The organism is Streptomyces sp. NPDC047515 (assembly GCF_040643055.1).
In the GTDB taxonomy this organism is placed as follows: domain Bacteria; phylum Actinomycetota; class Actinomycetes; order Streptomycetales; family Streptomycetaceae; genus Streptomyces.
The window spans coordinates 191,059-217,474 of record NZ_JBEYTM010000003.1 but is presented as its reverse complement, the minus strand read 5'-3'; the positions used below and the strand labels follow the sequence as shown (position 1 = coordinate 217,474).

21 protein-coding genes and 1 riboswitch are annotated in these 26,416 nt (G+C 71.4%); of the genes, 8 read left to right on the top strand and 13 right to left on the bottom strand.

Features of this window, described 5'->3' with window-relative positions; translation table 11 throughout:
* Nucleotides 1-62: 62 nt before the first annotated feature.
* Nucleotides 63-1,019 carry an alpha/beta fold hydrolase gene (locus ABZ826_RS03890; protein ID WP_361441662.1) on the top strand — a complete coding sequence of 319 codons (957 nt, stop codon included), beginning with the start codon at nucleotides 63-65 and terminating at the stop codon, nucleotides 1,017-1,019.
* Between the two features lie 63 nt (nucleotides 1,020-1,082).
* On the opposite strand, the gene ABZ826_RS03885 is transcribed toward ABZ826_RS03890, so the two are convergent.
* On the bottom strand, nucleotides 1,083-2,216 hold the full coding sequence (locus tag ABZ826_RS03885; RefSeq protein WP_361441659.1) for a winged helix DNA-binding domain-containing protein: 1,134 nt from the start codon (nucleotides 2,214-2,216) through the stop codon (nucleotides 1,083-1,085).
* Between the two features lie 378 nt (nucleotides 2,217-2,594).
* On the opposite strand from ABZ826_RS03885, the gene ABZ826_RS03880 reads away from it, so the two are divergent.
* Nucleotides 2,595-4,304, top strand: a complete 1,710-nt coding sequence (locus ABZ826_RS03880; protein ID WP_361441656.1) for a M23 family metallopeptidase — start codon at nucleotides 2,595-2,597, stop codon at nucleotides 4,302-4,304.
* 172 nt (nucleotides 4,305-4,476) lie between these two features.
* Here the strand turns inward: ABZ826_RS03880 and pcrA are convergent, their stop codons facing one another.
* Nucleotides 4,477-6,921, bottom strand: coding sequence for a DNA helicase PcrA (gene pcrA / locus ABZ826_RS03875; RefSeq protein WP_361441653.1), 2,445 nt, complete (start codon nucleotides 6,919-6,921; stop codon nucleotides 4,477-4,479).
* A 421-nt stretch (nucleotides 6,922-7,342) separates the two neighbouring features.
* Nucleotides 7,343-7,508: riboswitch (cyclic di-AMP (ydaO/yuaA leader) on the top strand.
* Nucleotides 7,509-7,514: 6 nt separating this feature from the next.
* On the opposite strand from pcrA, the gene ABZ826_RS03870 reads away from it, so the two are divergent.
* Nucleotides 7,515-8,663 (top strand): C40 family peptidase, encoded by a 1,149-nt coding sequence (locus tag ABZ826_RS03870; protein WP_361441650.1) that lies wholly within the window; start codon nucleotides 7,515-7,517, stop codon nucleotides 8,661-8,663.
* Between the two features lie 123 nt (nucleotides 8,664-8,786).
* On the opposite strand, the gene ABZ826_RS03865 is transcribed toward ABZ826_RS03870, so the two are convergent.
* Nucleotides 8,787-9,140 carry a hypothetical protein gene (locus tag ABZ826_RS03865; RefSeq protein WP_361441647.1) on the bottom strand — a complete coding sequence of 118 codons (354 nt, stop codon included), beginning with the start codon at nucleotides 9,138-9,140 and terminating at the stop codon, nucleotides 8,787-8,789.
* A 356-nt stretch (nucleotides 9,141-9,496) separates the two neighbouring features.
* On the opposite strand from ABZ826_RS03865, the gene ABZ826_RS03860 reads away from it, so the two are divergent.
* Together ABZ826_RS03860 and ABZ826_RS03855 are read left to right on the top strand one after the other, a co-directional pair.
* Nucleotides 9,497-10,543, top strand: a complete 1,047-nt coding sequence (locus tag ABZ826_RS03860) for a C40 family peptidase (RefSeq protein ID WP_361441644.1) — start codon at nucleotides 9,497-9,499, stop codon at nucleotides 10,541-10,543.
* A gap of 109 nt (nucleotides 10,544-10,652) precedes the next feature.
* Nucleotides 10,653-11,426 (top strand): GNAT family N-acetyltransferase, encoded by a 774-nt coding sequence (locus ABZ826_RS03855; protein ID WP_361441641.1) that lies wholly within the window; start codon nucleotides 10,653-10,655, stop codon nucleotides 11,424-11,426.
* A 50-nt stretch (nucleotides 11,427-11,476) separates the two neighbouring features.
* Here ABZ826_RS03855 and ABZ826_RS03850 read toward each other — a convergent pair whose 3' ends face one another.
* Both ABZ826_RS03850 and ABZ826_RS03845 read right to left on the bottom strand, forming a co-directional pair.
* Nucleotides 11,477-12,172 (bottom strand): response regulator transcription factor, encoded by a 696-nt coding sequence (locus ABZ826_RS03850; protein WP_361441638.1) that lies wholly within the window; start codon nucleotides 12,170-12,172, stop codon nucleotides 11,477-11,479.
* Entirely contained in the window at nucleotides 12,156-13,454 is a 1,299-nt protein-coding gene (locus tag ABZ826_RS03845) for a PspC domain-containing protein (RefSeq protein WP_361441635.1), read from the bottom strand. Before ABZ826_RS03845 ends, ABZ826_RS03850 begins: the two co-directional genes overlap by 17 nt.
* Before the next feature lie 180 nt (nucleotides 13,455-13,634).
* On the opposite strand from ABZ826_RS03845, the gene ABZ826_RS03840 reads away from it, so the two are divergent.
* On the top strand, nucleotides 13,635-14,972 hold the full coding sequence (locus tag ABZ826_RS03840; protein WP_361441632.1) for a PspC domain-containing protein: 1,338 nt from the start codon (nucleotides 13,635-13,637) through the stop codon (nucleotides 14,970-14,972).
* Here ABZ826_RS03840 and ABZ826_RS03835 read toward each other — a convergent pair.
* The 6 genes from ABZ826_RS03835 to guaA form a co-directional block, all read right to left on the bottom strand.
* Nucleotides 14,967-15,113: a hypothetical protein gene (locus ABZ826_RS03835; RefSeq protein WP_361441629.1), complete on the bottom strand. Its 147-nt coding sequence runs from the start codon at nucleotides 15,111-15,113 to the stop codon at nucleotides 14,967-14,969. The genes ABZ826_RS03840 and ABZ826_RS03835 overlap by 6 nt on opposite strands.
* A 15-nt stretch (nucleotides 15,114-15,128) precedes the next feature.
* Nucleotides 15,129-15,638, bottom strand: coding sequence for a DoxX family protein (locus tag ABZ826_RS03830; RefSeq protein WP_361441626.1), 510 nt, complete (start codon nucleotides 15,636-15,638; stop codon nucleotides 15,129-15,131).
* 122 nt (nucleotides 15,639-15,760) lie between these two features.
* The gene (locus tag ABZ826_RS03825; RefSeq protein WP_361441821.1) at nucleotides 15,761-17,029 is read right to left on the bottom strand and encodes a hypothetical protein; all 1,269 of its coding nucleotides are present in this window, start codon (nucleotides 17,027-17,029) and stop codon (nucleotides 15,761-15,763) included.
* Nucleotides 17,030-17,142: 113 nt separating this feature from the next.
* Nucleotides 17,143-17,913 carry a class II aldolase/adducin family protein gene (locus tag ABZ826_RS03820; protein WP_361441623.1) on the bottom strand — a complete coding sequence of 257 codons (771 nt, stop codon included), beginning with the start codon at nucleotides 17,911-17,913 and terminating at the stop codon, nucleotides 17,143-17,145.
* 116 nt (nucleotides 17,914-18,029) lie between these two features.
* A complete protein-coding gene (locus ABZ826_RS03815) occupies nucleotides 18,030-18,638 on the bottom strand; it encodes a Uma2 family endonuclease (protein ID WP_361441620.1) in 609 nt (202 codons plus the stop codon).
* 114 nt (nucleotides 18,639-18,752) lie between these two features.
* Entirely contained in the window at nucleotides 18,753-20,348 is a 1,596-nt protein-coding gene (gene guaA / locus ABZ826_RS03810) for a glutamine-hydrolyzing GMP synthase (protein ID WP_361441617.1), read from the bottom strand.
* Nucleotides 20,349-20,710: 362 nt separating this feature from the next.
* On the opposite strand from guaA, the gene ABZ826_RS03805 reads away from it, so the two are divergent.
* Together ABZ826_RS03805 and ABZ826_RS03800 are read left to right on the top strand one after the other, a co-directional pair.
* Complete coding sequence (locus ABZ826_RS03805) at nucleotides 20,711-21,034, top strand: chorismate mutase (RefSeq protein WP_361441614.1); 324 nt, start codon at nucleotides 20,711-20,713, stop codon at nucleotides 21,032-21,034.
* Nucleotides 21,035-21,716: 682 nt separating this feature from the next.
* Nucleotides 21,717-22,724: an LAETG motif-containing sortase-dependent surface protein gene (locus tag ABZ826_RS03800; protein WP_361441611.1), complete on the top strand. Its 1,008-nt coding sequence runs from the start codon at nucleotides 21,717-21,719 to the stop codon at nucleotides 22,722-22,724.
* A gap of 113 nt (nucleotides 22,725-22,837) precedes the next feature.
* Here the strand turns inward: ABZ826_RS03800 and ABZ826_RS03795 are convergent, their stop codons facing one another.
* Nucleotides 22,838-24,664, bottom strand: coding sequence for a GMC family oxidoreductase (locus tag ABZ826_RS03795; RefSeq protein ID WP_361441608.1), 1,827 nt, complete (start codon nucleotides 24,662-24,664; stop codon nucleotides 22,838-22,840).
* A gap of 48 nt (nucleotides 24,665-24,712) precedes the next feature.
* Nucleotides 24,713-26,341 (bottom strand): succinic semialdehyde dehydrogenase, encoded by a 1,629-nt coding sequence (locus ABZ826_RS03790; protein ID WP_361441605.1) that lies wholly within the window; start codon nucleotides 26,339-26,341, stop codon nucleotides 24,713-24,715.
* Nucleotides 26,342-26,416 lie beyond the last annotated feature (75 nt).

Genomic DNA, 26,416 nt, shown 5'->3' with positions numbered 1-26,416 from the left:
GCATCGGGACCATCGGCATGGACGGGAGCCGCCTCCCCGCCTGCCGAAGCAGGAGGTCGGCCATGAGGGTGCTGCCTTTCCTTCCCCTACCGCTGCGCCGGCCGCGTCTGTGCTGCGCCCGGCTGTCATCCGCGCTGCTCAAGGCCACCGCACTCGAACTGGTGGTCCTCGCCGGGCACGTACTCCTCTACCCCACCGGCATCGCAGAGGAACGGCGCCCTCCGCCACGTCCGGCCGGGCCGCCCGCCAGTACCGCACCCGCCGGGACGACCGCCCTCCCGGCCGAGCGGGGCGAGCAGCCGCCCGTCGTACTCCTGCACGGCTTCATCGACAACCGTTCGGTCTTCGTCCTGCTCCGCCGCTCCCTCGCCCGGCACGGCCGACGCCACCTGGAGTCGCTCAACTACTCGCCGCTGACCTGCGACATCCGTACGGCGGCCGAGCTGCTCGGGCGGCACGTCGAGGAGATCTGCGCCCGCACCGGACACCACGAGGTCGACATCGTCGGGCACAGCCTCGGTGGCCTGATCGCCCGCTACTACGTACAGCGGCTGGGCGGCGACCAGCGGGTCCGCACCCTGGTCACCCTCGGCACACCGCACGGGGGCACGGCCGTCGCCCCGCTGGCGAGTGCTCACCCGATCGTGCGCCAGATGCGCACGGGCTCCGCACCGATCGAGGAACTGCGCAGGCCGGCACCCGGCTGCCGTACCCGGTTCGTGAGTTTCTGGAGCGAGCTGGACCGGGTGATCGTCCCGGCCGAGGCGGCCTGCATCGACCATCCGGATCTCGACGCGCTGAACGTACGCGTCAGCGGGATCGGCCATCTCGCGCTCCCGGTCCACCCGACCGTCGCGTCAGCGGTCCGGCAGGCCCTGGAGTCCCGCGAGGCACTGGCCGAAGCCACCGGAACAGCAGGCGCCACCGGAACAGCAGGCGCCACCGGAACGGCAGGAGCCACCGGAACGGCTGCGGGCGCCGGAACGACTGGGGACGCCGGGGCCGCTTCGGTGGCGTGATCCTCGCCCTGTGCCGGCGAACGTCGAGCGCGTGCCACCGAGGCCCGAGCAACGGACCGGCGGTCACAGCAGCCGCACCTCCGCCTCGGGAAGCTTCGTCCACCAGTGGCGGTAGCGGCTGTAGACCGCGGCCTCTCGGTCGCCGAGAAGCGCGGCCAGGGACCGGGCCTCGGCGGCGAGCCCGTCCCAGGTGGCGGGCGACAAGGAGTGGAAGGCCGTGGCCTCGATGCGGCCGTCCACCGGGCGCCACACCCCGGCGACATGGCCGTCCACCAGCAGGGTGGGCAGCACGTCGCCGTTCCTCCGGATCACCAGAGGGCGGTAGGCCGGGGGTATCACCCGGCTGCGGTCGGCGTAGGCCAGCAGAATGCTGTCCCACATCGCCATGAGCCGGGGCGGCGCGGGGGTGTCCGCGGGCGGCCGGGAGGCACCCGGCAGGTCGAACAACGTGACCCCGTCCGGCCCCTGAAGCTGCTCGACGGCGCCGTCCAGCGCGCGCAGGGCCTCACGGACGGGAGCCCGCCGCACCAGGGCGAACTGCGCCACGTCCGCCACCGACGCGGGCCCGAACCCCGCCAGATAGCGCAGGATCAGGGTCCGCAGCGCCTGCGGGTCCACGGTCTGCCCCGTGGGGACGGGCCCCGCCCCGGCCGCGACGAAGGACGGCCGGGGGCCGAATGACCACGGCGCGTCCGTCGGAGCGTGGTGCAGAGGCGCGTACCCCTTCAGCCCCCACCACGCCCCGTCCCTCTTCTCGGCGCCGATCCGCTCCTCGATCCACGCCTGCGTCTGCGCCGAGGTACGCGGGCGACGGGTGAAGACCAGTAGCTCCGGCACCAGTTCGTCGGCGTCCGCGGGGGTCAGCCCCGTGGCGGCGAAGCGGGCGCCGAGCCGGGAGGCGTACAGCGTGGGCTGCATCGCCGCGCGGAAGGCCGGGTAGTCCTCGGCGTGCACGGCGTGCAAGGTGATCCGCATCAGGGTCGCCTTGACCACCGAACGTCCGATGAAACCGGCGTCGAGTTCGGCCGGGGCGAAGTCGGTGAGCCGGTTCCACAGCGCGAGATACGGCGAGGCCGGGTGCTGGGCCTGGAGCGCGACCACGCGCCGCACCCCGTCGGAGACGGTCAGCGGCTCACGCTCCAGCAGCAGTTGGCGGCTGAGGGTCGCCCGGTTGAGCTCGCGAACAGTCATCGTCACAGCGCAGGATTCTGCCCCATGCCGCACCGCCGTCGCCGGTACGGTCCCCGCCCCTGGTGCTGTGGCATCGACGGGCCTCCCGACGCCCCACGCGGTCTCGCAGCAGAGGTTTCACCGGGAGAAGACAATCCGGGCATGCCCATCCCCGCGCCACCCGCGCCGCAGGCCTCACAAATGGAACGCGTTTCGAACATAGAGCCAAGGCTGTGTGGACAGTCCGCCGAAAGACGGTCGATTGCCCGTTTCCTGAGCCGCCCGAACCTGCCGAAGATTGTCGGCGTCGCATACCGCCGGGTACAGTCGCGGCCACTGCTCCCCCCTGGGATCCCCCGCCGGACCCCAGACAAAGGTCCTGCTGCCGAGGCGAGAGAGAAGTTGGTGGACGACCAGCCCCCCCACGCCGGGTTCGCCGGATACGACAGCCAGGCCACCGGCGGCTTCGACAACGATCCGCTCTTCGGCTCCCTCCCCGGCAGCTACGACGGCACGTACGGCAGCGGCTACGACACCGGGCAGATCGCTCAGGCCGCCCAGGCCACCCAGGCCGCGCAGGCCGCGCAGGCCACCCGGGCCGGATACAGCGGCCAGTACGACTCCACGCAGTGGGACACGGGCGCACACCCGACAGGTGGGTACGACGCCTACGCCCCGTACGCGACGCAGTCCCAGCCGCAGTACGCCGCGGGTCCGGCGTACGACACCACGACCGCCTGGACGTCCGAAGCCGACTACGGCACGGCAGGGACCACGGCCACCACCACCGCCTTCGCCGACATCCCGGCGCAGGCCGGCACCCCGGACTCCACGGGCCAGTGGGACACCAGCGGCTGGTACGGGAACGGCCAGTGGGCGACGACCGGCACGGCCGTCTACGACACCGGCGCGTACGACGCCACCGCCTGGAACACCGGCGCCACGCCCGAGCACGAACAGCAAACCGCGCAAACTACGCAAGCCGCACAGGTGTTGCACGAGGCGCCGACGGCGCACGAAGCTCACGAGGCACACACAGCGCACACGGCGCACGGAGCGCACGAGTCGCACGGAACGCAACAGTCGTACGAGTCCTACGCCGGTCGGGACTCCTTCGACTTCGCCGCGTACGAACCCCACAGCACCGCCGAGTTCAGCCTCCCGGAACCGGAAGCGGACTTCGAGACCGACGGACGCGGCATCGACGGACGCGGCATCGACGGACACGGCATCGACAGCCGCGACACCGACGGTCACGAAGCCGCGCCGGACGACAGCAACGACGGCACGGAAGCCGCTGCCGTCCACACCGCGCCCGACACCCACGGCCCCCTCGGCCGCCCCGCCGGCCGCAACGGTGGTGGCAGCCGCAGTCGGCGGCGTTCCCCCGCGAAGCGTTCCGCGCTCCTCACCGTCGCCGTTCCCTCCGCCTGCGTGATGAGCGTGGCCGGTATCGCCGCGGCCTCCGTCGGCGGACTCGGCGGCGAGGACAAGAAGGACGACAACAACACCACGACGATGGCGGCGGCCGACCCCGGTTCGGTCAAGCCGGTCGCGGCCAACAACAAGCTGGACACCCAGCTCGCCAACCTCCGCGCCGACGCCGAGAACTTCGCCGACCGCGCCAGCCGTACCCAGGAACGCATCGATCTGAGGGAGCGGCAGGCCGCCGAGAAGAAGAAGCGCGAGGAGGAGGCCGCCCGCAAGGAGGCGCTGCGCCCCAAGTTCGTCCTGCCGGTCGCGCAGCACGGCCTCAGCGCGTACTTCGGCCAGGCGGGCGTCAACTGGATGTCCGTGCACACGGGCATCGACTTCCCCGTCTGGTACGGCACGCCCGTGATGGCCGCGACCGACGGCACCGTGCGCACCCAGTGGAACAGTGCCTACGGGAACATGGCCATCGTCACCATGGCCGACGGCACCGAGACCTGGTACTGCCACCTGAGCAGCACCAGGATCCGCTCGGGTGCGGTCAAGGCCGGTGACGTCATCGCGTACTCCGGCAAGTCCGGGAACTCGACCGGCCCGCACCTGCACTTCGAGGTCCGGCCCGGTGGGGGCGCGGCCATAGACCCGCTCCCCTGGCTCCGCAGCCACGGCGTCGACCCGACCTGAGCCGCCCCGTCGGCCGCCCCGCCATCGCGCCGATGACGGCTGGCGGCCGACGCGACGGCTCCGGCCGCCGCCCCGCCCGGGGGCTCTCGTCCGGATCACGCCGGGCTCGTGTGCCCCGGCATCGCGCGCTGATCCGGCTTGCCCCGGACGAAAGCCCCCGGGCCTTGTGGTCCTAGAGCTTCTCGACCGGTGCGTACCGCAGCAGCAGCTTCTTCGGCCGCTCGTCGCCGAAGTCGACCGTCGCCTTCGCCTGGTCGCCGATCCCCTCGACCGCCGTCACCGTGCCGAGCCCGAACTGGTCGTGCGTGACCCGGTCCCCGACCACCAGCGTGATCGTCGGCTTGTCCGAGGTCCGCCGGGTCGCGAAGCCCGAGGGGCCGGACCGCGAACGCGACGAGGACAGCGACGAGGTGATCCCCGACGTCGGCCCGGCCGGGGCCGCCATCGGGCCGGTCCGCTTCCACTCCAGATGCTGGTCCGGAATCTCCTCCAGGAACCGGGACGGCGGGTTGTACGAGGGCTGCCCCCAGGCACTGCGCATCGCCGCCCGGGTCAGATAGAGCCGCTCGCGGGCCCGGGTGATGCCGACGTACGCGAGCCGCCGCTCCTCCTCCAGCTCCTTGACCTGGCCGAGCGCGCGCATGTGCGGGAAGACGCCGTCCTCCATGCCCGTCAGGAAGACCACCGGGAACTCCAGGCCCTTGGCGGTGTGCAGCGTCATCAGCGTGATGACGCCGGAGCCGTCCTCGTCCTCGTCGGGGATCTGGTCGGAGTCCGCGACGAGCGCGACCCGCTCCAGGAACTCGGCGAGCGTGCCCGCGCCCTCCTCGCCGGCCTCGCCGCGCTCCTGCTCGAATTCGAGGGCGACGGCGGCGAGTTCCTGCAGGTTCTCGATGCGGGTCTCGTCCTGCGGGTCGGTGGACGCCTGGAGCTCGGCGAGGTAGCCGGTCCGCTCCAGGACTGCTTCCAGGACCACCGCCGGGCCCGCGCCGGACTCGACGATCGTGCGCAGCTCCTCCATCAGCGTGTTGAACCGCTTGACGGCGTTGGCCGACCGGGCCGCCATGCCGTACGCCTCGTCGACCCGGCGCAGCGCCTGCGGGAAGGTGATCTTCTCGCGCAGGGACAGCGCGTCGATCATCGCTTCGGCGCGGTCGCCGATGCCGCGCTTGGGCACATTGAGGATGCGGCGCAGTGGGACGGTGTCCTCGGGGTTGGCGAGGACCCGGAGGTAGGCCAGGACGTCCCGGACCTCCTTGCGCTCGTAGAAGCGCACGCCGCCGACGACCTTGTAGGGCAGGCCGACGCGGATGAAGATCTCTTCGAAGACGCGGGACTGTGCGTTCGTACGGTAGAAGATCGCAACGTCACCGGCCCTGGCGTCGCCCGCGTCGGTCAGCCGGTCGATCTCGTCGGCGACGAACTGGGCCTCGTCGTGCTCGGTGTCGGCGACGTAGCCGGTGATCCGGGCGCCCGTGCCGGCGTTCGTCCAGAGGTTCTTGGGGCGGCGGCTCTCGTTGCGCTCGATGACCGCGTTGGCGGCGGACAGGATCGTCTGCGTGGAGCGGTAGTTCTGCTCCAGCAGGATCGTCGTCGCGTTCGGGTAGTCCTCCTCGAACTGGAGGATGTTGCGGATGGTCGCGCCGCGGAACGCGTAGATCGACTGGTCCGCGTCACCGACGACGCACAGCTCGGCGGGGGCGTCGCCCTCGCCGGCCGGGCCGACCAGTTCGCGTACGAGGGTGTACTGGGCGTGGTTGGTGTCCTGGTACTCGTCGACCAGGACGTGCCGGAAGCGGCGGCGGTAGTGCTCGGCGACGTCGGGGAACGCCTGCAGCAGGTGGACCGTCGTCATGATGATGTCGTCGAAGTCCAGCGCGTTGGCCTCGCGCAGCCGGGACTGGTACATCGCGTAGGCCTGGGCGAGGGTCTTCTCGAAACCGTCCGCGGCCTGGCCGGCGAAGGTCTCCTCGTCGATCAGTTCGTTCTTCAGGTTGGAGACCTTGGCCGTGAACGACTTCGGCGGGAAGCGCTTGGGGTCGAGGTCGAGATCACGGCAGACCAGGGCCATCAGCCGCTTGGAGTCGGCGGCGTCGTAGATCGAGAACGACGAGGTGAAGCCGAGCTTCTTCGACTCGCGGCGCAGGATGCGTACGCACGCGCTGTGGAAGGTCATGACCCACATGGCGTTGGCGCGCGGTCCGACGAGCTGCTCGACGCGCTCCTTCATCTCGCCCGCGGCCTTGTTGGTGAAGGTGATCGCCAGGATCTGGCCGGGGTGCACCCCGCGCTCGGCGAGGAGGTGGGCGATCCGGTGGGTCAGCACCCGGGTCTTGCCGGAGCCCGCCCCGGCCACGATGAGCAGCGGGGAGCCGGCGTGGACCACCGCGGCGCGCTGTTCGGTGTTCAGCCCGTCGAGGAGCGCCGCGGAGTCGATGACGGGGCGGTGCGCACCGTCACGGTAGTACGCGTCCCGGGGCGGCGGGGGCCCGTCGAAGACGCCCGCGAAGAGGCCCTCCGGCACCGCTTCGGGTGCGGAGTCCTCGGGAGGCGGCGGGGGCTCTTCCTCCGAGTGCTGGAGGCCGGCCAGGAAGCTGTCGTCAAAGAGGCTGCTCATCGCTTGTCGAGTCTAAGGGCTGTCCCGTAATCCCGGGCGGGCGCACGACCACAGCTACGGCACCTCGCTGCGCTGTCGGAACGTCCGTATACGTCCAGTATGCGGATGTTCCTCCGCCTTGCGATGCACCGCATCCGACGCCCCGCGCTGTTCCGCCAGGGATTACGGGACAGCCCTCAGGCCGCCGCACCGACACACGGCTGCCGCATGGCGAACCGCACCCGGCAGCCAGGTACACAAAGAAAGCGGACACCCACATTCCGTAGGGATTTCCGGGCCTCCGCCGGCCCCGTCGCCCCCACCCCACGAAGGTCACGAAAATGTATCGGGCATATCGAACATCGACCTTCACAGCAGCACCATGGATTGGCTAGCGTGCTCGACCGGGCGGCCCGTACCCCCTGAGGCGAACCACGCCGAGCGGGCGCCCTCGCCGAATCCGGGCTGTCCACGCGGGCGTTCGGAACCGGGGACCCACATGCACAACCGGGGTGAATCGGCCCATATCCCCCACTCGGACCGTAGGGCAGCCTTCCGTTCCGCCCGAACCCGACAGCTAACCCGGTAGGCGGTCCACGGAAGGAGATGCCGTCTTGGCATCGCATCGCAAACCGCGTACCCGGGTGCGCACCACCACACCGGCCGTCGGTCTCACGACGGCGGCGCTGGCGTCCGTGACCCTGCTCTCCACGCAGAGCGCCACGGCGGCCCCCGCGCCGAAGCCCAGCATCGAGGACGTCCAGAAGAAGGTCGACGACCTCTACCGGCAGGCGGGCACCGCGACCCAGCGGTACAACCAGGCGAAGGAGGACGCCGCCTCCCAGCGCGCCGAGGTCGACGCCCTCCTGGAGGACGTGGCGAAGCGCGCCGACAAACTCAACGACGCCCGCAGGACGCTCGGCGCCTACGCGGCCGCGCAGTACCGCACCGGCTCGCTCACCCCCAACGCCACCTTCTTCCTGGCCGACGACCCGCAGTCGTACTTCGACCAGAGCCAGCTGATGAACCGCATGACGGCTCAGCAGCAGAAGGCGGTCACGGACTTCCGCGCACAGCAGGTCAAGGCCTCGAAGAAGCGCGCCGAGGCGGTGCAGAGCCTGGAGACACTGACCACGACACAGACCACGCTGCGCACCAGCAAGCAGAACGTCCAGCGGAAGCTGGGCGAGGCGCGCGCGACGCTGTCGAAGCTGACCGCCGAGGAGAAGGAGCGACTGGCGGCGCTGGAGCGGAAGAAGGAGGCGGAGGCCGAGCGCAAGGCCGAGGAACTCGCGCGGCAGCAGGCCGCCGCCAAGGCGGCGGCGGGCCGCAAGGCCGAGGAGGCCGCGAAGGCGGCGGGGTCCGGCGGTGGTACGGGGACGGGCACCGGGACCGGCTCGGACAGCAGCGCCACCACCAAGGCGGAGAAGGTCCTCGCCTTCGCCAGGGCCCAGCTGGGCAAGCCGTACGTCTGGGGCGCGACGGGCCCGTCCTCGTACGACTGCTCCGGACTCACCCAGGCCGCGTGGAAGGCCGCGGGCGTCGACATCCCGCGCACCACCTGGGACCAGGTGAAGACAGGCACCAAGGTCGCCACGGCGGATCTGCGCCCGGGTGACCTCGTCTTCTTCTACGACGACATCAGCCACGTCGGCATGTACCAGGGCGACGGAATGATGATCCACGCGCCGAAGCCGGGGGCGAATGTGCGCGAGGAGTCGATCTACTACATGCCGATCTACGGCAGCGTGCGGCCGGCGTAACGGCCCGCTCCCCAGCGGCCGGCGCGTGGGCTGCCCCACGTGCCGGCCGGGCCGGACATCGCCTCGGCCCGGCTCAGCCCCGACCGCCGGACACCAGGCCGCGGCCCTCAGGCCTTCGGGCCCTCAGGTCCAGAGCGTGGCGATGAAGATGTTGGCGAGGGTCAGCCCGCCCACCGCCGCGAAGGCGCCCTTGTCGACCTTCTCCTCGTCCCGCTTGACGTAGACGAGCGCGAGGATGAAGACCAGGAGCAGCAGCTTGACCCCGATCTTTATGTTGTTCACATGGTGGTCGTCGGCCTCGTTGAGCCCGACCAGCGCGACCCCGGTGACCAGCATCGTCAGTGCGCCGTGCAGCATCGCCGGGACGAACCGGGCCGCGCCCGCGCCCATCGCCTTCATCTGGGTCAGGAAGCCGCCCAGCAGCGAGGCGATACCGATGATGTGCAGCGCGACGAAGACATGAATGAGTACGTCCATGAGGCCGCAGCCTAGCCCCGCCTATATCACCACTCCGCAGGCAGGTGCGGCTTCCTGGCACTTCACTCGTGTCTGCACCAATTGCCTGACTCTGTTGTCATTTTTCCGATCAAGCAGAGACAGCGCCGCGCCAAATTCAGGCAATAAGCGTCATTACGACTCTTCCCCATCCCCCGGGTTTAGCGTCCCTGACCAGGTGACCGTCTTCACCGTCGCTCCGCCCCCGGACGGCACGCCGGTCACCCCGCCGGGGATCCGGCGACGGGCCGCCCAGCCGTGGGTGACCCGCCACCGGATCCCGGGCGAGCCCGCCGGTAGTCCCCGTCGGGCAGTCGCCAGGAAGGACGCACGCCCCCGTGGCAGCGCATCGGAAACCCAAGCAGCGCCCGTACACCGGCTCTGCTGCCCGCACCGCGGCCACCCTCGCCTTCGCCGGGGCCGCCACCGCTGCTGCTCTGCCGGGCTCCGCGCACGCCGATCCCCAGCGCACCCCCGCCCAGGTCAGGTCGGAGGTGGACCGGCTCTACCACGACGCGGAGGTCGCCACGGAGCAGTACAACGGCGCGAAGGAGAAGGCCGCTGCCGCCGCCGACGCCGTCGACACCCTGCGCGACGAGGCCGCCCGCCGGACCGAGCGCCTCAACGCCTCGCGCGACGCGCTGGGTTCGCTCGCCGCCGCGCAGTACCGCACGGGCGGCCTCGACCCCGCCCTGCAGCTGGCGCTCTCCTCCGACCCCGACCAGTACCTGGAGCGCGCGTCGTACGTGGACCGGATCGGCGACCGCCAGGCCGCCGAGGTCGACACGGTGGAGCGGCAGGTCGCCAGGATCGCCCAGCTCCGTTCCCAGGCCGGGGGAAAGCTGGCCGCCCTGGCGTCGCGTCAGGCCGAGCTGAAGAAGCACAAGGCGACGGTCAGGACCAAGCTGGCCGACGCGCAGCGGCTCCTCGCCACCCTGTCCCCGGCCGAACGCAGCGCCTACGAGGCCTCGGACGGCGCGCGTTCCGCCGACCATGCCGACCGGGACACCGCGCGCGGCCCCGTCCTCGCCCCCAACGCCCGTGCCGCCGCAGCCGTCGCGTTCGCGTTCGGAGCACTCGGTAAACCGTACGTCTGGGGCGCGACCGGCCCGTCCTCGTTCGACTGCTCCGGGCTCACCCAGGCCGCCTGGCGGTCCGCCGGTGTCTCGCTCCCCCGGACCACGTACACCCAGATCAACGCCGGACAGCACATCTCGCGCTCCGAACTGGCCCCGGGCGACCTGGTGTTCTTCTACTCCGGCGTCAGCCACGTCGGGCTCTACATCGGCAACGGCCGGATGATCCACGCCCCGCGCCCGGGGGCGCCGGTCAGGATCGCGCCGATCGACCAGATGCCCTTCGCCGGAGCGACCCGGGTGGCATAGGCTCCCCACTCCGATCCGGATCGGGCCGCCATCGGGGCAACTCCCGCCGTCGGAACGGCCCGTCGTCGCAGTGGCCCGCCATCGATCAGCCGACCGGAGGACACCTCACATGCCCATGGACGTCGAGGTCCAGATCCATGCCCGTACGCTCGCCCTGCGCTCCCCCGACCACCTCCGGGTCGGCCCCTTCACCGTGCGGTACAACCCCGGCTGGTCGCTCAAGTACGCCAATTACGCGATACCCGACCAGGACGCCGAACCGACGGCCGAGGACCTCGACGCGCTGATCGCGGCGTTCCGCGAGCGCGACCGGATGCCGCGGCTGGAGTATCTGCCGGGCTGGGCGCCCGCCGTCGAACCCGCGCTGCTCGCCGCCGGGTTCACCGTCGAGGACCGGGCACCGATCATGGCCTGCGCCTCCGCCGATCTGCTGCCGCCGAAGCCGGTGGACTCCGTCGTGATCGCCGAACCGGTCACCGACGCGGAGTTCGACGCCGCGGCACTCGTCCAGCACCACGGCTACGGCGGTACCGGCGAGCCCGAGGGCGGCGAGGCGGCCTGGCTGCGCGAGGCGGCCGGGGGCGGCGGGGTCGCGGCCCTCGCCACCGTCGACGGCGTCCCGGCGGGCGCGGGCGGCTGCTCCGTCCCGGTCGACGGTCTCAGCGAGCTGACCGGCCTCGCCGTCGCGGCCGCGTTCCGCCGTCGCGGCATCGGCGCCGCACTCTGTGCCCACCTGACCGCGACCGCCTTCGAGCGGGGCTGCCGGGTGGTGTGGCTGGAGCCCGGCGACGCCGACGTGGAGCGGATCTACGCGGGCATCGGCTACCGCCGGGTCGGCGAGAAGCTGAACATCTCGCTCGACCCCGACGGCGCGGCCGGCTGACTCGGACCGACCGGCACACGGGGGCGCCGCCGCCCATGTGCCGGTCGGTCTCAGACCAGCCGCCTCGCCGTCGCCCACCGGGTCAGCTCGTGCCGGTTCGACAGCTGGAGCTTGCGCAGCACCGCCGACACGTGCGACTCGACCGTCTTCACCGAGATGAACAGCTGCTTGGCGATCTCCTTGTACGCGTAGCCGCGGGCGATCAGCCGCAGCACCTCGCGCTCGCGCTGCGTCAGCCGGTCCAGGTCCTCGTCGACCGGCGGCGCGTCCGTGGAGGCGAAGGCGTCGAGGACGAAGCCGGCCAGCCGGGGCGAGAACACCGCGTCGCCCTCCTGGACTCGGAAGACCGAGTCGACCAGGTCGGTGCCGGTGATCGTCTTGGTGACATAGCCGCGGGCGCCGCCGCGGATGACGCCGATGACGTCCTCGGCGGCGTCCGAGACGGACAGCGCCAGGAAACGGACCGGGTTCTCCACGGCTCCCATCAGCGGCGCGCAGCGGCGCAGCACCTCGACGCCACCGCCGCCCGGCAGATGGACGTCGAGGAGGACGACCTCGGGGCGGGTCGCCGTGATGACGGCGACGGCCTGGTCGACGTCGGCGGCCTCGCCGACCACCTCGACGCCCGTCTCCTCGGTGCGGCCGATCTCGGCCTGGACGCCGGTGCGGAACATCCGGTGGTCGTCGACGAGCACGACCCGTACCCGGCGCTCCGGGCCCCCGGTCGCCTCAGTGGTCTTGGTCATCGCTCGCCCTCTCCATCTCCAGCTCGACCTCCGTGCCCCCGCCGGGCACCGAACGCAGCCGCGCCGTACCGCCGTTGCGCTGCATCCGGCCGATGATTGATTCTCGTACGCCCATTCTGTCCCCCGGGACGGAATCCGGATCGAATCCCGGGCCCCGGTCGCGCACCGAGACGAAGACCGTGCGGCCCTCGACCTCCGCGTAGACCTGCACGGCGCCGCCCTCGCCACCGTACTTGGCGGCATTGACCATCGCCTCGCGTGCGGCCTGCATCTGCGCGGCCAGCTTCTCGTCCAGCGGGCAGTCGCCGACGACGACGACCTCCAGCGGGACGCCGTGCTTGTCCTCGACCTCGGCGGCGGCGCGCTTGACCGCCTCGGCGAGGGTCTCGGGCTCGTCGTCCTCGTCCTTGCCGGTGCCCTCGGGGTTGTAGAGCCAGTTGCGCAGTTCGCGTTCCTGGGCGCGGGCCAGTCTGCGGACCTCGCCCGCGTCCTCGGCGTTGCGCTGGATCAGGGTGAGGGTGTGCAGCACCGAGTCATGGACGTGGGCGGCGACCTCGGCGCGCTCCTGGGCCCGGATGCGCATCGTGCGTTCCTCGGAGAGGTCCTGGGTCATGCGCACGAGGTAGGGGCCGGCCAGCAGCGCGATGCCGGTGAGGACGGCGATCGCGGCGGTCAGGACGTTGCCGAGCTGGGCCGCGGAGCCGCGTACCACCATGAAGACGGCCAGGCCCAGGCCGACCAGGGCGACCCCGGCAAGACCTCGGGCCAGATGCAGGACCCTGCGACGGCTGCCGACCTCCATCCAGCGGGCGCGCCGGGCATTGTCGGCCTGCCGCCACACCAGTACCGAACCGGCGCCGATCAGGAGCGTGGGCCAGATGTAGCGGTCGGCCTTGCTGCCCATGTCGACATTGCCGACGAAGATCATCGCGCCGAAGAACAGCGCAATGAGGGCGAAGACCTGGCCCCTGTCGGGTTTGCGGAGGCGGCGTCTGCCGTCCGGAGCGGTCTCGAAAACGGAGCGCGGTGCCTCCACGCCCCCGACGCCGAGCGGGACGACGATCCAGAACACGGCGTAGAGCAGCGCACCGAGGCCGTCCGCGAAGAACAGGCCGAGGAAGACGAACCGCACCCAGGCGACGGGCAGCCCGAGGTGCCCGGCGAGGCCGCGCGCGACGCCGCCGAGCAGCCGTCCGTCGGCGCTGCGGTACAGCTTGCGCAACGGCGGCTCCTCCGGGTCGGCGTTGAGGGAGCCCGTGGCTCGGGACGTGGCGGCTGGCATGCACCGATCGTCACATGTCCGAACGGGTGACGGCATCAGGGTCCGCCCCCGACGCGACCCTGAGAGCCCGACCCGGGGGTGCGTGGCCGCATGCCCCCAGGGGTCCGTGGGGGCAATATCAGGGACCGGCCAGGGTCGGCGCGGGTCCCGGACGGGCGCTCGGCCCGTCACCATGGAGCCATGACCGTTCCCCAGGACGCCTCCCCCGGCGTCGCACCGCCCCCCGAACCGAGGCCGCAGCTGCGGCGCAGCCCACGGCACAAGGTCGTGGCCGGGGTGTGCGGTGGGCTCGGCCGGTACTGCGACGTCGATCCGGTGATCTTCCGGATCGTGCTCGGTGTGCTGTCCGTGACCGGCGGCATCGGACTGATCTTCTACGGCTTCGCCTGGCTGCTGGTCCCGCTGGAGGGCGAGGACGAGAACGAGGCGCGCAGGCTGCTGTCCGGCCGCGTCGAGGGCGCGTCGCTGATCGCGGTGCTGCTCGCGCTGATCGGCTGCGGACTGTTCCTCTCCATGCTGGGCAATGGCGGCACGCTGGCGTTCTCCGCGATGCTGTCACTCGCGGTCGTCGGATTCGCCGTCTGGACGCAGAACCGCAGGGCGGCGGCGCCCGAGGATCCGCTGCATCCGGCGACCGCGCAGGCGGTGGCGGACGCGCCACCCGAGGTGAAGGCCCCGCCGTCGCCGGGCAGCCCGTCGTGGTGGCGGGATCCGATCGTCAAGGACGGCACGTCGGGGCCGGTGGGTCCCGGCTATCTGTGGGGCCCGGCCGACACGACGCTCGACAAGCGGGCGCCGCGCCCGCGCGGAGCGACTCCGGACGACCCGTTCCGCCCGCCGCGGCGGGAGCCCGGCACCACGGGTCCGACCTCGATCGGCGGCCTGGTCTTCCTGTTCGCGCTGATCGCGGGCGGCTTGGGCACGGGCCTGAGCTGGGACTCCCACCCCCTGGGCACGAGTCTGCAGATCGGGCTGGCCGGTGCGCTGGCGGTGTTCGGGCTGGGGATGCTGGTCAGCGCGTTCCTCGGCCGGACCGGGTTCGGCACGGTCATGCTGTCGATGATCACGGCGGCGCTGCTGGCGGGCGCGTCCGCGCTGCCGAAGGACATCACCACCCAGTGGGTGCGCGAGGGCTGGCGTCCCGCCTCCGTGGCGGCGGTCCGGCCGCACTACGAACTGGGCTCCGGGGTGGCGCGGCTGGACCTCACCGAGCTCACCGTCCCCCGGGGCGACACCGTCGTGACGCGGGTGCGGGTCGCGGCGGGCCGCGCGGTCGTCGTCGTACCGAAGGCGGTGACGGTGAAGGTGGACGCGCGGGCGGGCCTGGGCGACATCACGCTGCCGGTCAGCCGGCCGAGCGGCGCGCAGCCGGGCCCGCAGGTCGATGTGAACGTCACCCCGTCGCGGCAGGAGCACAGGACGCTTCCGCCGCCCCCGGGCAGCAAACCGGCCGGCACGGTCGCGCTCACCCTCGAAGTCGGCATCGGACAGGTGGAGGTCACCCGTGCTGCGTCATGAGATCCGTCCCGGGCGGGCGGTGGCGGGCTTGGCCATGCTCGTCCTGGCGGCGGGATACGCGGCGGACGCGGCGGGGGCCTGGGACGCCCCGTGGGTCTTCTTCTTCCCGTTGTTCTTCGGCGGACTCTGGCTGGCCGCCACCGCGACCTGGGTAAACTACCGGATCCGTCGCCGTCGTGACGCGCGCAGGGCGTCCACGGAGAACGCCGCGGCCCCGCCGAGCAGCAGCGGCAGCCAGGCCATGAGGTAGGCCAGGTCGTTGCCGTAGTAGTACGGCGTGACCTGCCAGCTCACCGTCAGCCAGAGGCTCAACGAGATCAGCGCCCCGCCGAGCGCCGCAAGCCGCGCCCACAGACCGAGGAGGGTGCCGATGCCGACGAGGAGTTCGCCGATGGCGATGGTGTACCCGAAGCCGCCGGGGCTCTTCAGCGCGAGGTCGACGAGGGCCGGGATCGCGGACGAGTCGCGTACCGCGTGCATCGTCTCGCCGATGGATCCGGCGCCGCTCGCGCGGAAGAAGGAACTGTCCGTCAGTTTGTCGAGCCCGGCGTAGATGAAGGTGACGCCGAGGAAGATCCGCAGGGGCAGCAGGGCGTGCTCCCGCGCCAGTTCCCTGAGCCCCCTCGGCTCGCCCAGACCGCGTACGTTGGTGCCGTAACCCTGCATGGTGGCTGCCCTGCCTTCCGTAGACCCGTCACCAGACCATACGTACGCGGTGCACGCGCCGCCCACCCGGTGGGGCGGCCGGTCGGCCGGTCTCCGCCACCCGGCTGGGCCTTCCCCGGCCGTCAGTCCGTCACATCGATCTCGACGCGGTTCGTCTCCACTCCGGCGGCGGTCACGACCTGCACCTCCACCAGCCCCGGTTCCACCTCCACCGGTACCGGCACGGTGAGCACTCCGTCGGTCGGGTTGGCGAAGCCGCCGGTGACCGGGATCAGCGGCACGTGCACATGGACCCGGCCGATCCGGACGACCATGCGGGCCAGCCGGTCGGGCGTCCCGGCCCCGGGCGGCACGAAGCCCGCGCCGCGGATCTCGATGTCGTCGCCGGTACGGATCGGCGCGTCCAGATCCCCGGCCTCCCGGGCCCGGACCACCGAGAGCACCACCGGGCGCCCGCCCTCCGCGTACTTCCCGGCGAAGTACGCGACCGCCGAGACGGTGACCAGCAGCGCGAGCCCCCACGGCAGGTCGGGCAACTGCTCGGGCCTGCGGGTCAGGCGGACCGCGGCGAACAGTACGGCGACGGTGCTGACCAGCACGTACTGCACATCCGTGAAGCTGCCCCGCCCGGAGTCGTCGGTGAGCAGATCGGCGGCGCGCGGCCGGTCGGCCCGCAGCTTCTGCAGCCGCCCCGACAGGGCGCGTACGGTCACCACCCGGCGTACGACCACGGCGACGGCGCACACCAGTGCCAGCACGGTCACCACCCCGGCGCCCCGGGCCAGATCCAGCCCCTCGATCAGTTCGTCACGCTCGGCGTGGCCGGAGGCGCCCGCAAGCTGGAGGGCTAGCACGAGTACGGAGAAGACCGCGAGCAGCACCCAGGACGCGGCGACCGCCCGGGAGGTGGAGAGCCGGTTGTCCTCGCCGATCACCGGGGCGAGGAGACCGCCGCGGGCCCGGTGGACATGGGCGGCACCGGTCAGCAGGCCCGCGGTGACGAGTCCGGCGAGCAGTCCCGCCGTACGGGCGTTGGTCCAGCCCGCACCGATGGCGGTGGCGGATTCGGCGACGACCAGGACGACGAGGCTCCCCCACACCGCGATCAGCGTGCGCCGCCACACCCGGTACAGCCAGACGTCGCCCGCTTCCCGGCCCCGATCGGCGACGGTCCTGGCCGACTGGGTCAGCTCGTCGGAGACCCACTGGCGGGTCGCGGAGGCGGACTGGGCGACCCCGGGCGGCAGCCCCTGGCCGGCGGCGAATTCGTCCCGTTTGGTCAGGAAGGCGGCCACCGCGCGCCGGTGGCCCTCGCGCGCCCCGTGCGGGCAGTCGCCGCACGTGCAGCCGCCGCCGTGCGTGCTGCTCGCCCTCGCCTCGTCCAACGCCACGGAGAACGCCGCCCTTTCCTGTCCCGGTACAGCCAACTCAGCTGTTAATGCTGCGAATTGTGCCGTACAGGAGGGCTCCGGGCCGCATCGGGGCAGCCTGTCGGCGCGGATCGTCAGAATGTGCGACTGATCCGGCGCCACAGAGGCTGGTAGTTGATCCAGGCCACCAGATCGCTGCCGAGCTGCTCACGGGTGGCGACCGCGTCCCGGTGCTCGATCAGCACCGGCTTTCCGGCCGCCCGCGCGGCCAGTTGCACCTGGCAGGAGCGCTCCAGCGCGATGAACCACCAGGCGGCCGCGTCCACCGAGTCGCCGACGGTCAGCAGTCCGTGGTTGCGCAGCACGATCGCCTTGTGCCCGCCGAGCGCGGCGGCGATCCGGCGCCCCTCCTCCTCGTCGACCACGACCCCGGTGTACGCGTCGTACAGCACGTGGTCCTCGTAGAAGGCACAGGATTCCTGGGTGATGGGCTCGATGAGCTCGCCGAGCGCGGACAGGGCCCGGCCGTGCACGGAGTGGGTGTGCGCGACCGCGACGACGTCCGGGCGTGCCCGGTGCACCTGCGCGTGGACGGCGAAGGCCGCCTGATTGACATGGCGCAACCCCTCGACGACCTGTCCTTCCCCGTTGACCAGGATCAGTTCGTCCGTCACGAGCCCGTCGAAGGGCACCCCGAAGGGATTGACCCAGAAGCAGTCGGTGAACTCCGGGTCCCGCGCGGTGATGTGGCCGGAGACGCCGTCCTCGTACCCGTACTCCCCGAACAGCCTGAACGCCCCGACCAGCCGTTCCTTGCGGTACGCGCGCTCCTCCTCCACGGACTCGTGGACGGGCGGCATCGCGAAGTGGAGCTGGTCCAGGGGTGTGGGCGTGGGTTCGGGCATGGCGACTCCTCGGGGCTCCCAGGGCGTACGGGATCGGAAGTTACCGCCGGTTGCCGCAAGTGGCCAGGGGGGCCGGGGGCGATTCACCGGGAAAACCACCCCGGGCACAAGGCCCACTACCTGCCGCGGCTATAGATCTGCGTGAGGTCCGCTTCGATCCGGAACGGCACATCCAAGCTGAGCTTGTTGTGGTGGATCCCCGTCGGGGTGTACGCCTGCCGGGCCGGGTCGAGCTCGTACACGTACACGATCGGCAGACCGTCGGCATCCGCCTCCACCCGCCAGAAGTGAACTACTCCGGCGGCGGCGTACTTGCGCGGCTTGACGTCACGATCACGGTCCTGGGAATCGGGTGACACCACTTCCACGGCCAGGACCACGTCCTCGGGCGCGTACCAGGTCTGGTCGGCTCCGGTGTCCGCCTCCGCCCGGTACACCACCATGTCGGGCTCCGGGCGATTCCTCTTGTCGAGTCTGATGGTCATTTCCCGGTCGACGTCGAGATCGTGCGGCAGATGCGCAAGCAGGGCCTGCTCCAGCAACCACATGGTGCGGGTGTGGAACTTCCGCTGCGGACTCATGAAGACGAGACTCCCGTCGATCAGCTCGGTGTGGGGCGGGAGGCCCGGAATCCGGTCGAGGTCGTCCGCTGTCCATCCGCCCTCGGGCGGGACAGGCCACCGGTACCGCTGCTTCTCAAGCCTGGGCTCGGGTGCGGCGCTCATGATTGCTCCCATGGGGCAGAGTCTCGTCTCCGCAACCAGCGTACCCAGCCCGTACGACAATGCCGCCGCCCAAACGAATGAGCGACGGCATCAGCGTTGACCCTGCAAAAAAGGTCACTCCCACTCGATGGTGCCCGGCGGCTTGCTCGTCACGTCGAGCACGACGCGGTTGACGTCGGCGACCTCGTTGGTGATGCGGGTGGAGATCCTGGCGAGGGTCTCGTACGGCAGTCGCGACCAGTCGGCCGTCATGGCGTCCTCGGAGGAGACCGGACGCAGCACGATCGGGTGGCCGTAGGTGCGGCCGTCGCCCTGGACACCGACCGAGCGGACATCGGCGAGCAGGACCACCGGGCACTGCCAGATGTCGCGGTCCAGACCGGCCGCGGTCAGCTCCTCGCGGGCGATGGCGTCGGCCTCGCGGAGCAGGTCGAGCCGCTCCTTGGTGACCTCGCCGACGATGCGGATGCCGAGGCCGGGGCCGGGGAACGGCTGGCGCTGGACGATCTCGTCGGGCAGGCCGAGCTCCTGGCCGACCATCCGGACCTCGTCCTTGAACAGCTGGCGCAGCGGCTCGACGAGCTGGAACTCGATGTCGTCGGGGAGACCGCCGACGTTGTGGTGGGACTTGATGTTGGCGGTGCCGGTGCCGCCGCCGGACTCGACGACGTCCGGGTAGAGCGTGCCCTGGACGAGGAAGGCGACCTCCTCGCCGTCGGCGGCGCCCTCGGCGACGAGCTCGGCCTGGGCCTGCTCGAAGACGCGGATGAACTCCCGGCCGATGATCTTACGCTTCTGCTCGGGATCGGAGACCCCGGCCAGCGCGTTCAGGAACCGCTCCTCGGCGTCGACGACCTTCAGCTGGACGCCGGTGGAGGCCACGAAGTCCTTCTCGACCTGCTCGCTCTCACCCTTGCGCATCAGACCGTGGTCGACGTAGACGCAGGTCAGCTGGGAGCCGATGGCCTTCTGCACGAGTGCGGCGGCGACCGCGGAGTCCACACCGCCGGACAGTCCGCAGATGGCACGCTTGGTGCCGACCTGCTCACGGATCAGCGCGATCTGCTCCTCGACCACGTTGGTCGTGGTCCAGGTCGGCTCGATGCCGGCGCCGCGGTAGAGGAAGTGCTCCAGGACCTGCTGGCCGTGCATGGAGTGCAGGACCTCGGGGTGGTACTGGACGCCGTAGAGCTTCTTCTCGTCGTTCTCGAAGGCGGCGACCGGTACGACGTCCGTGGACGCGGTGACCGTGAAGCCCTCGGGGGCGGCGGAGCAGGCGTCGCCGTGCGACATCCAGACCGACTGCTCGGCGGGGGTGCCCTCGAAGAGCGTGGAGCCGGACTTGGAGACGGTGAGCGGGGTACGGCCGTACTCACGGGCACCGTTGTCGTCGACGGTGCCGCCGAGCGTGGTGGCCATCAGCTGGAAGCCGTAGCACATGCCGAAGACCGGGACACCGGCCTCGAAGATCGCCCGGTCCAGGGAGGGCGCGCCCTGCGCATACACCGAGGAGGGGCCGCCGGACAGGATGATCGCCCGGGGGTTCTTGGCCAGCATCTCGGCCACCGGCATCGTGGACGGGACGATCTCGCTGTAGACCCGGGCCTCACGGACGCGTCGGGCGATGAGCTGGGCGTACTGCGCCCCGAAGTCGACAACGAGGACCACGTCGGTGGCGATGTCGGGGGCGGCGGGGGGTGCTGCTGGCACGAGGCGGCCTTCCGGCGGTGAAGGGGGGTCGGTTTTGTCGATTCTACCGGGGTTGCGAAGGCGGGCGTCGTCACGCCCGGACGGGGGTGCGGGAAGCGCGGGCCCCGGGCCCTCGGCCCGCGGGTGTCTCAGCATCCGGGCCCCGTGTTGGTCCGGATGCGCGGCGGGGCCATACTGAGAACATGCGTCAGCACACGACCTTCGTCTTTACCTATGGCATCCGGCCCGCCGGCTGCCATGGTCGTGCTGCTTGATCCACTGACAAGCAACGTTCCAGGCGCCCCGGGCCGAAAGGCCCGGGGCGTTCTGTCGTTCCGGACCGGTCGGCTTCGGGGGGCCGCATCCCATGAGGAGTCACCGTCATGACCAGCACCGCCTCCGCGAAGACCGCCGCCGCCCCCGCGAAGACCGCCGCCGAGAAGACCGGCGCGCACACCGAGGAGGCCGCCGCGCTGATCGGCGGCGCGAGGTCCCGCATCGACGCCCTCGACGACCGGATCATCGGGCTCGTCCAGGAGCGGATGGCCGTCTCGGCGGTCATCCAGGAGGCACGGATCACCTCCGGCGGCCGGCGGATCAATCTCTCCCGCGAGATGGAGATCCTCGGCCAGTACCGGGACGCGCTCGGGAAGCCCGGCACCTCCCTCGCCATGACGCTGCTGGAGCTCTGCCGCGGCCGGGCCTGACGCCCCGCGGCCCGGGTGTCCGGGCGTATCCCAGTTCGCCAGTTCGGGCCGACTCTCACCCGTACGGCGCGTGACCGGGTCAGCCGCGGCTTCGTTGGTCCCGGTGTCCGTGCCAGCCAGGGGCGGCTTTGGAAGGAACCACGCGTGGCTCCGCTGGAGCGTGTGGCGTACTGCAGGGTACGCCGTGGGACCGCGCCCCAGCGTGCGTGACCGGTCGGCAGGGGACAGCAGCCCGGTCACCCCAAGAACGGTCGGCTCCGGGGACGCCCGGAGCCGACCGTATCCGGGCGGAACGGTCCGCGTGGGGCAGCCCGTCCGGCTCGGCGCCGACACCGCGCCCCGGCACTGATTCACGCAGGGCCCCCGTGGACCGGTTCCCGGTCCGCAGGGGCCCTTGCTCATGCCACCTCCTGCGCCTCCTGCGCACCTCTTGCACCGTGCGCCTCTCCGTCCGGACGCCTCGCGCACCGCGCACCACCCGTGCGTGGCACACCGTGGTCGGCCGACGCACGGAGAGAGATGTGAGTGGCGTCACATAAAAGTTCTGTGAGTATCCGGACAACCATTGCGCCGGACCGCGGGTCAATCATGCGGAACCACCGGCCCCGCCTGTGACCCTCACGGCTGGCCCGTCCCGATATCCGTACTGCTCACAGCGGTACGCCGGACTGCTGAGGTCTTCATGAAGCTTCGCCGCACCATGGCGCTCGCCGCCGCCACGGCCGTCATCGCGCCGGCCGCGATCCTGGCCGCCCCGGCCGCGTTCGCCGACTCGGCGGACGGGACCACCGTCGCCGAGAGCTCCACCACCCCCGAGCCGAGCGGCTCCGCGTCCCCGGAGACCGACCCGTCGGCCACCGAGTCCCCCTCGGCGCCCGCCGAGGGGTCCGGTGAGCCTGGCTTGAGCGAGACGGCCGAGGCCACCGGAAGCACCTCTCCGGCCCCGGACCTGGTCACCAGTGCGTCCCCGAGCGCTTCGGCGAGCGCGTCCACGTCGCCGTCCGCGTCCCCGTCCGAGGACCCCGAGCCGACGGAGTGCGCCAAGTCCGACCTGGACATCTCCATCAACGGCCTGCCCGGCAAGATCGCCCGGGGCAGTGGCTGGCACACGTTCAAGATGAACGTCTACAACGCGTCGAAGTCCACCGTGAAGGAGATCGACTACTTCGCGGGCGCCGCCTCCGACAAGAACGGCGACGACCTCTTCAAGTCCAAGCACGTCAGTCTCCAGGCCCTCGACACGGACACCGGCACGTGGGAGGAGCTCAGCGAGGACGGCCGCGCGGTCGGCTACGTCGGCCGGTCCGACGAGATCCGCGGGGGCTACGAGGTCGACATCCCGCTGCGCATCAACGTGAAGGCGAGCGCCCCCATCGGCGCCGGCTTCACCCTCGGTGCCGGTCTCTACGTGGGCGACAAGGACTGCGCGGGCGTCAGCGACGTCGCGTACAAGTTCAAGATCGTGAACTCCGGGGAGAGCGGTTCGAAGCCGCAGACCGGCGGCAGCGCTCCGGTGCCGTCCACCAAGCCGGCCGACAACCCGACGGGCAAGGTCTCCGGCACGCTGGCGGAGACCGGTTCGTCCTCCGCGGTGCCGGTGTTCGCCACCGCGGGCGGTGCGGCCGTAGTGCTCGGCGCGGGCGCGATGTTCATCGTGCGGCGCCGCAGGAACGGTGACGCGGCCGCGTAAGAGCCTGTCGGGCGGCCGACAGGCTCTGAGGCGCTTCGTCACCGTCGGCGTGGGGGCTGCACTCGGAGGGGGGTGCAGCCCCTTTGCGCTGTCCCGGTCCGCCGCCGTCGGCGCTACGGCTTCTTCTTCGGCGGGACGGTCGGCAACCCGAGGAACGGCAGCCTCAGTGCGCCGAAGGCCTCCTTCGGCACCGCCGGCGCCTTCGGCTCGACGGCGGCCAGCCGTTCGTAGGCCTCGCCCTGTGCCGGGCGCGGGTCCGCCTCACCCTTGTTGGGCCAGAAGGACATCGCCCGCTCGGCCTGAGCGGTGATGGTGAGCGACGGGTTGACGCCGAGGTTCGCGGAGACCGCCGAACCGTCCACCACCGAGATGCCGGGGTGCCCGTAGAGCCGGTGGTACGGGTCGATGACCCCCTCCTCGGCGCTCGCGCCGATGGGGCAGCCGCCGAGGAAGTGCGCGGTGAGCGGAGTGCCCATCAGCTCACCGATGTTCGAACCGGCGAAGCCGTTGATCTCGTCAGCCAGCAGCGTGGCGCTGCGCGTCGCCTCCTCGATCTGTGTGGGGTTGGGCGCGCCGTGCCCCTGCCGGGCGGTGAGCAGGCCCTTTCCGATGCCGCCGGATCTGCGGTACGTCGTCAGGGAGTTGTCCAGCGACTGCATGACGAGCCCGATGATGGTCCGCTCCGACCAGCGCCGGTTGGAGAGCGAGCGCACGGCGAGCGTCGGATGCTTGGCCATGCTGCCGAGCCAGCCCAGCACCCGGTGTCCGCCGTACGGCACCTGAAGGATGGACAGCGCGCCCATGGCGTTGGAACCCTTGCCGTAGCGGACCGGCTCGATGTGGGTGTTCCCGTCGGGGTGGATCGATGACGTGATCGCGACGCCCCGGCTGAAGTCGGCCTTCGCGGTGCCGTGCTTCTTGCGGTAGCGCCGGTCGCTGGTCTGCGAGCCGACGAGCGCCTCGGAGTTGGTACGGGTCAGCTCGCCGAGCCGGGCCGAGAGCCGGGGCAGCAGACCGCGGTCCTTCATGGTGTGCAGCAGGGTCTGCGTTCCGTACGTGCCCGCCGCGACCACCACCTCGCGGGCGCGCAGCCGCGTCGGCTTCGCCTTCCTGCGGCGGTCGGTGGGGACGGTGGTGACGCGGTGGCCGCCCTCCGGATGATCCGTGATCGCGACGACGGAGGTCATCGGGTGGATGACGGCTCCGGCCTTCTCGGCGAGGTGGAGGTAGTTCTCGTTGAGGGTGTTCTTCGCGCCGTGGCGGCAGCCCGTCATGCATTCACCGCACTCGGTGCAGGCCTTGCGGGCGGGGCCCGCGCCGCCGAAATACGGGTCGGCGACCGTGCCGCCGGGCTTCGCCCTCGCCGTGCCATCGGCGTCCTCGCCGTCGCCGAAGAAGACGCCGACCGGGGCGAGATGGAAGGTGTCGCCGACGCCCATCGCCTGCGCGGCCGCCTTCAGATGGACGTCGGATGGGGTCGTCGTCGGGTTGAGCCGGACCCCGAGCATCCGCGTGGCCTGGTCGTAGTACGGCTTCAGCTCGTCCTGCCAGTCGGTGATGGACGCCCACTGCCGGTCCTCGAAGAACGGCGCGGGGGGTACGTACAGCGTGTTGGCGTAGTTGAGCGAGCCGCCGCCGACCCCCGCACCGGCCAGCACCATCACCTTGCCGAGCAGATGCACGCGCTGGATGCCGTAGAGCCCGAGGGCCGGGGCCCACAGGTAGTTCTTGAGGTCCCAGGAGTTCTTGGGGAGGGTCCCGGGGGTGAAGCGGCGGCCCGCCTCCAGCACCCCGACCCGGTAGCCCTTCTCGGTCAGCCGCAGGGCCGACACCGCACCGCCGAAGCCCGAGCCGACGACCAGGACGTCGTAGTCGTACGCAGCGTCGTCGGCCGGTCCGGGGGAGACGGGCCGATTCTGGGCAGGGCTGCCCTGGGGCATGACTCTCCTCGGTACGAAAAGGACAGAAGGTGCTGCGGTGCTGGGGAGTCAGCGCAGACGGAACGCCTTCATCGCCTTCAGGCTGCGGGTCATGAACGCCGCGTACTTCTCGTCGTCCATGCCGAAGACCGGGGCAAGCGGAATCAGCCGTTGCTGGGCGACGGTCTGCGCCTCGGTGTACTTGAGGATGCCCTCGGAGCCGTGCCGCCGGCCGAGACCGGAGTCCTTCATGCCGCCCATCGGGGACTGCACGCTGCCGTACGCCGGGGCGTACCCCTCGTTGATGTTGACCGTGCCGGTCCGCAGCCGGGCGGCGACCTGGTGGCCCCGCTTGGAGTTCTTGGTCCAGACGCTCGAATTCAGGCCGTACGGGGTGGCGTTGGCGAGGGCGACGACCTCGTCCTCGTCGGTGAAGCGGTAGAGGGAGACGACCGGGCCGAAGGTCTCCTCGTTACAGACGGCCATCGGCGCCTCGACGCCGTCGAGGATGGTCGGCTCGTAGAAGAGCGGGCCGATGTCGGGGCGGGCGACGCCGCCCGCGACGAGCGTGGCGCCCTTCTCGACGGCCTCCGCGACATGCCGGGTGACCGTCTCCAGCTGGCGCTCGCCGACCAGGGAGCCCATGTCGGCCCCGTAGGCGAGGGAGTTGCCGAGCCGCATGGCCTTCGTACGGGCGGCGAAGCGGGCCACGAATTCGTCGGCGACCGACTCGTGGACGTACAGCCGCTCGATGGAGATGCAGAGCTGGCCCGCGGAGGAGAAGCAGGCGCGGACGGCGCCCGCGGCGGCCTTCTCCACGTCGGCGTCCTCCAGGACCAGCATGGCGTTCTTGCCGCCGAGCTCCAGCGAGACCCCGACGAGCCGGGCCGCCGCACCCTGCGCGACCTCGCGGCCGGTGCGGGTGGAACCCGTGAACGAGACGTAGTCGGCGTGCTTGACGACCTCGGGGCCGACGACCGGTCCGTCACCGAGGACCACCTGGAAGACCTCGGCGGGCAGCCCGGCCTCGATCAGCAGGTCCCGGGCCCACAGCGCGGTCAGCGCGGTCTCCGTGTCGGGCTTCATCACAACGGCGTTGCCGGAGACGAACGCGGGCAGCGCGTCACCGACGGACAGCTCCAAGGGGTAGTTCCACGGCGCGATCTGGCCGACCACGCCGCGCGGCTGACGCAGCTCGGTGACCTTCGTGAGCGTCGGCACGACTCCGGTGTGCCGCTTGGGCTTCAGGTACGAGGCGGCCGTGCGCCCGTAGTGGCGGGCCGCGACGGCGACGGCCTGCACCTCCTCGTGGGCGTGCAGCCGGGCCTTGCCGGTCTCCAGCTGGATGAGGTCGAGCACCTCGGCCTGGCGGCCGAGCACGAGGTCGTGGAAGCGGAGCAGAACGGCCGCCCTGGCGCGGACGGGGGTCGCGGCCCAGGCGGGCTGCGCGGCACGGGCCCGCTCGAAGGCCGTCGCCACGTCCTCGGGAGTGGACTCGGGCAGATCGGCCAGCTTCTCCCCGGTGAAGGGGGTGTGGTTGGCCGTGCGGCCGGAGCCGACGACGCCGCGGGTCAGCTGGGCGATCACCTCGGGCGTCACCACGTCGGCGGCGGTGCGCACGCCCGCGGGGGCGGCGGCCACGGGGTTGGTGCCGACCGGGGCGGAGGAGGTGGACGTGGAGGCCTGCGAGTCCGTCATGAGGGCGAGAGTACGTCCAGCCGCACGCTTTGGGTACCCGTGAGTAACGGGTTTTCACACTCCCCACAAACAAGC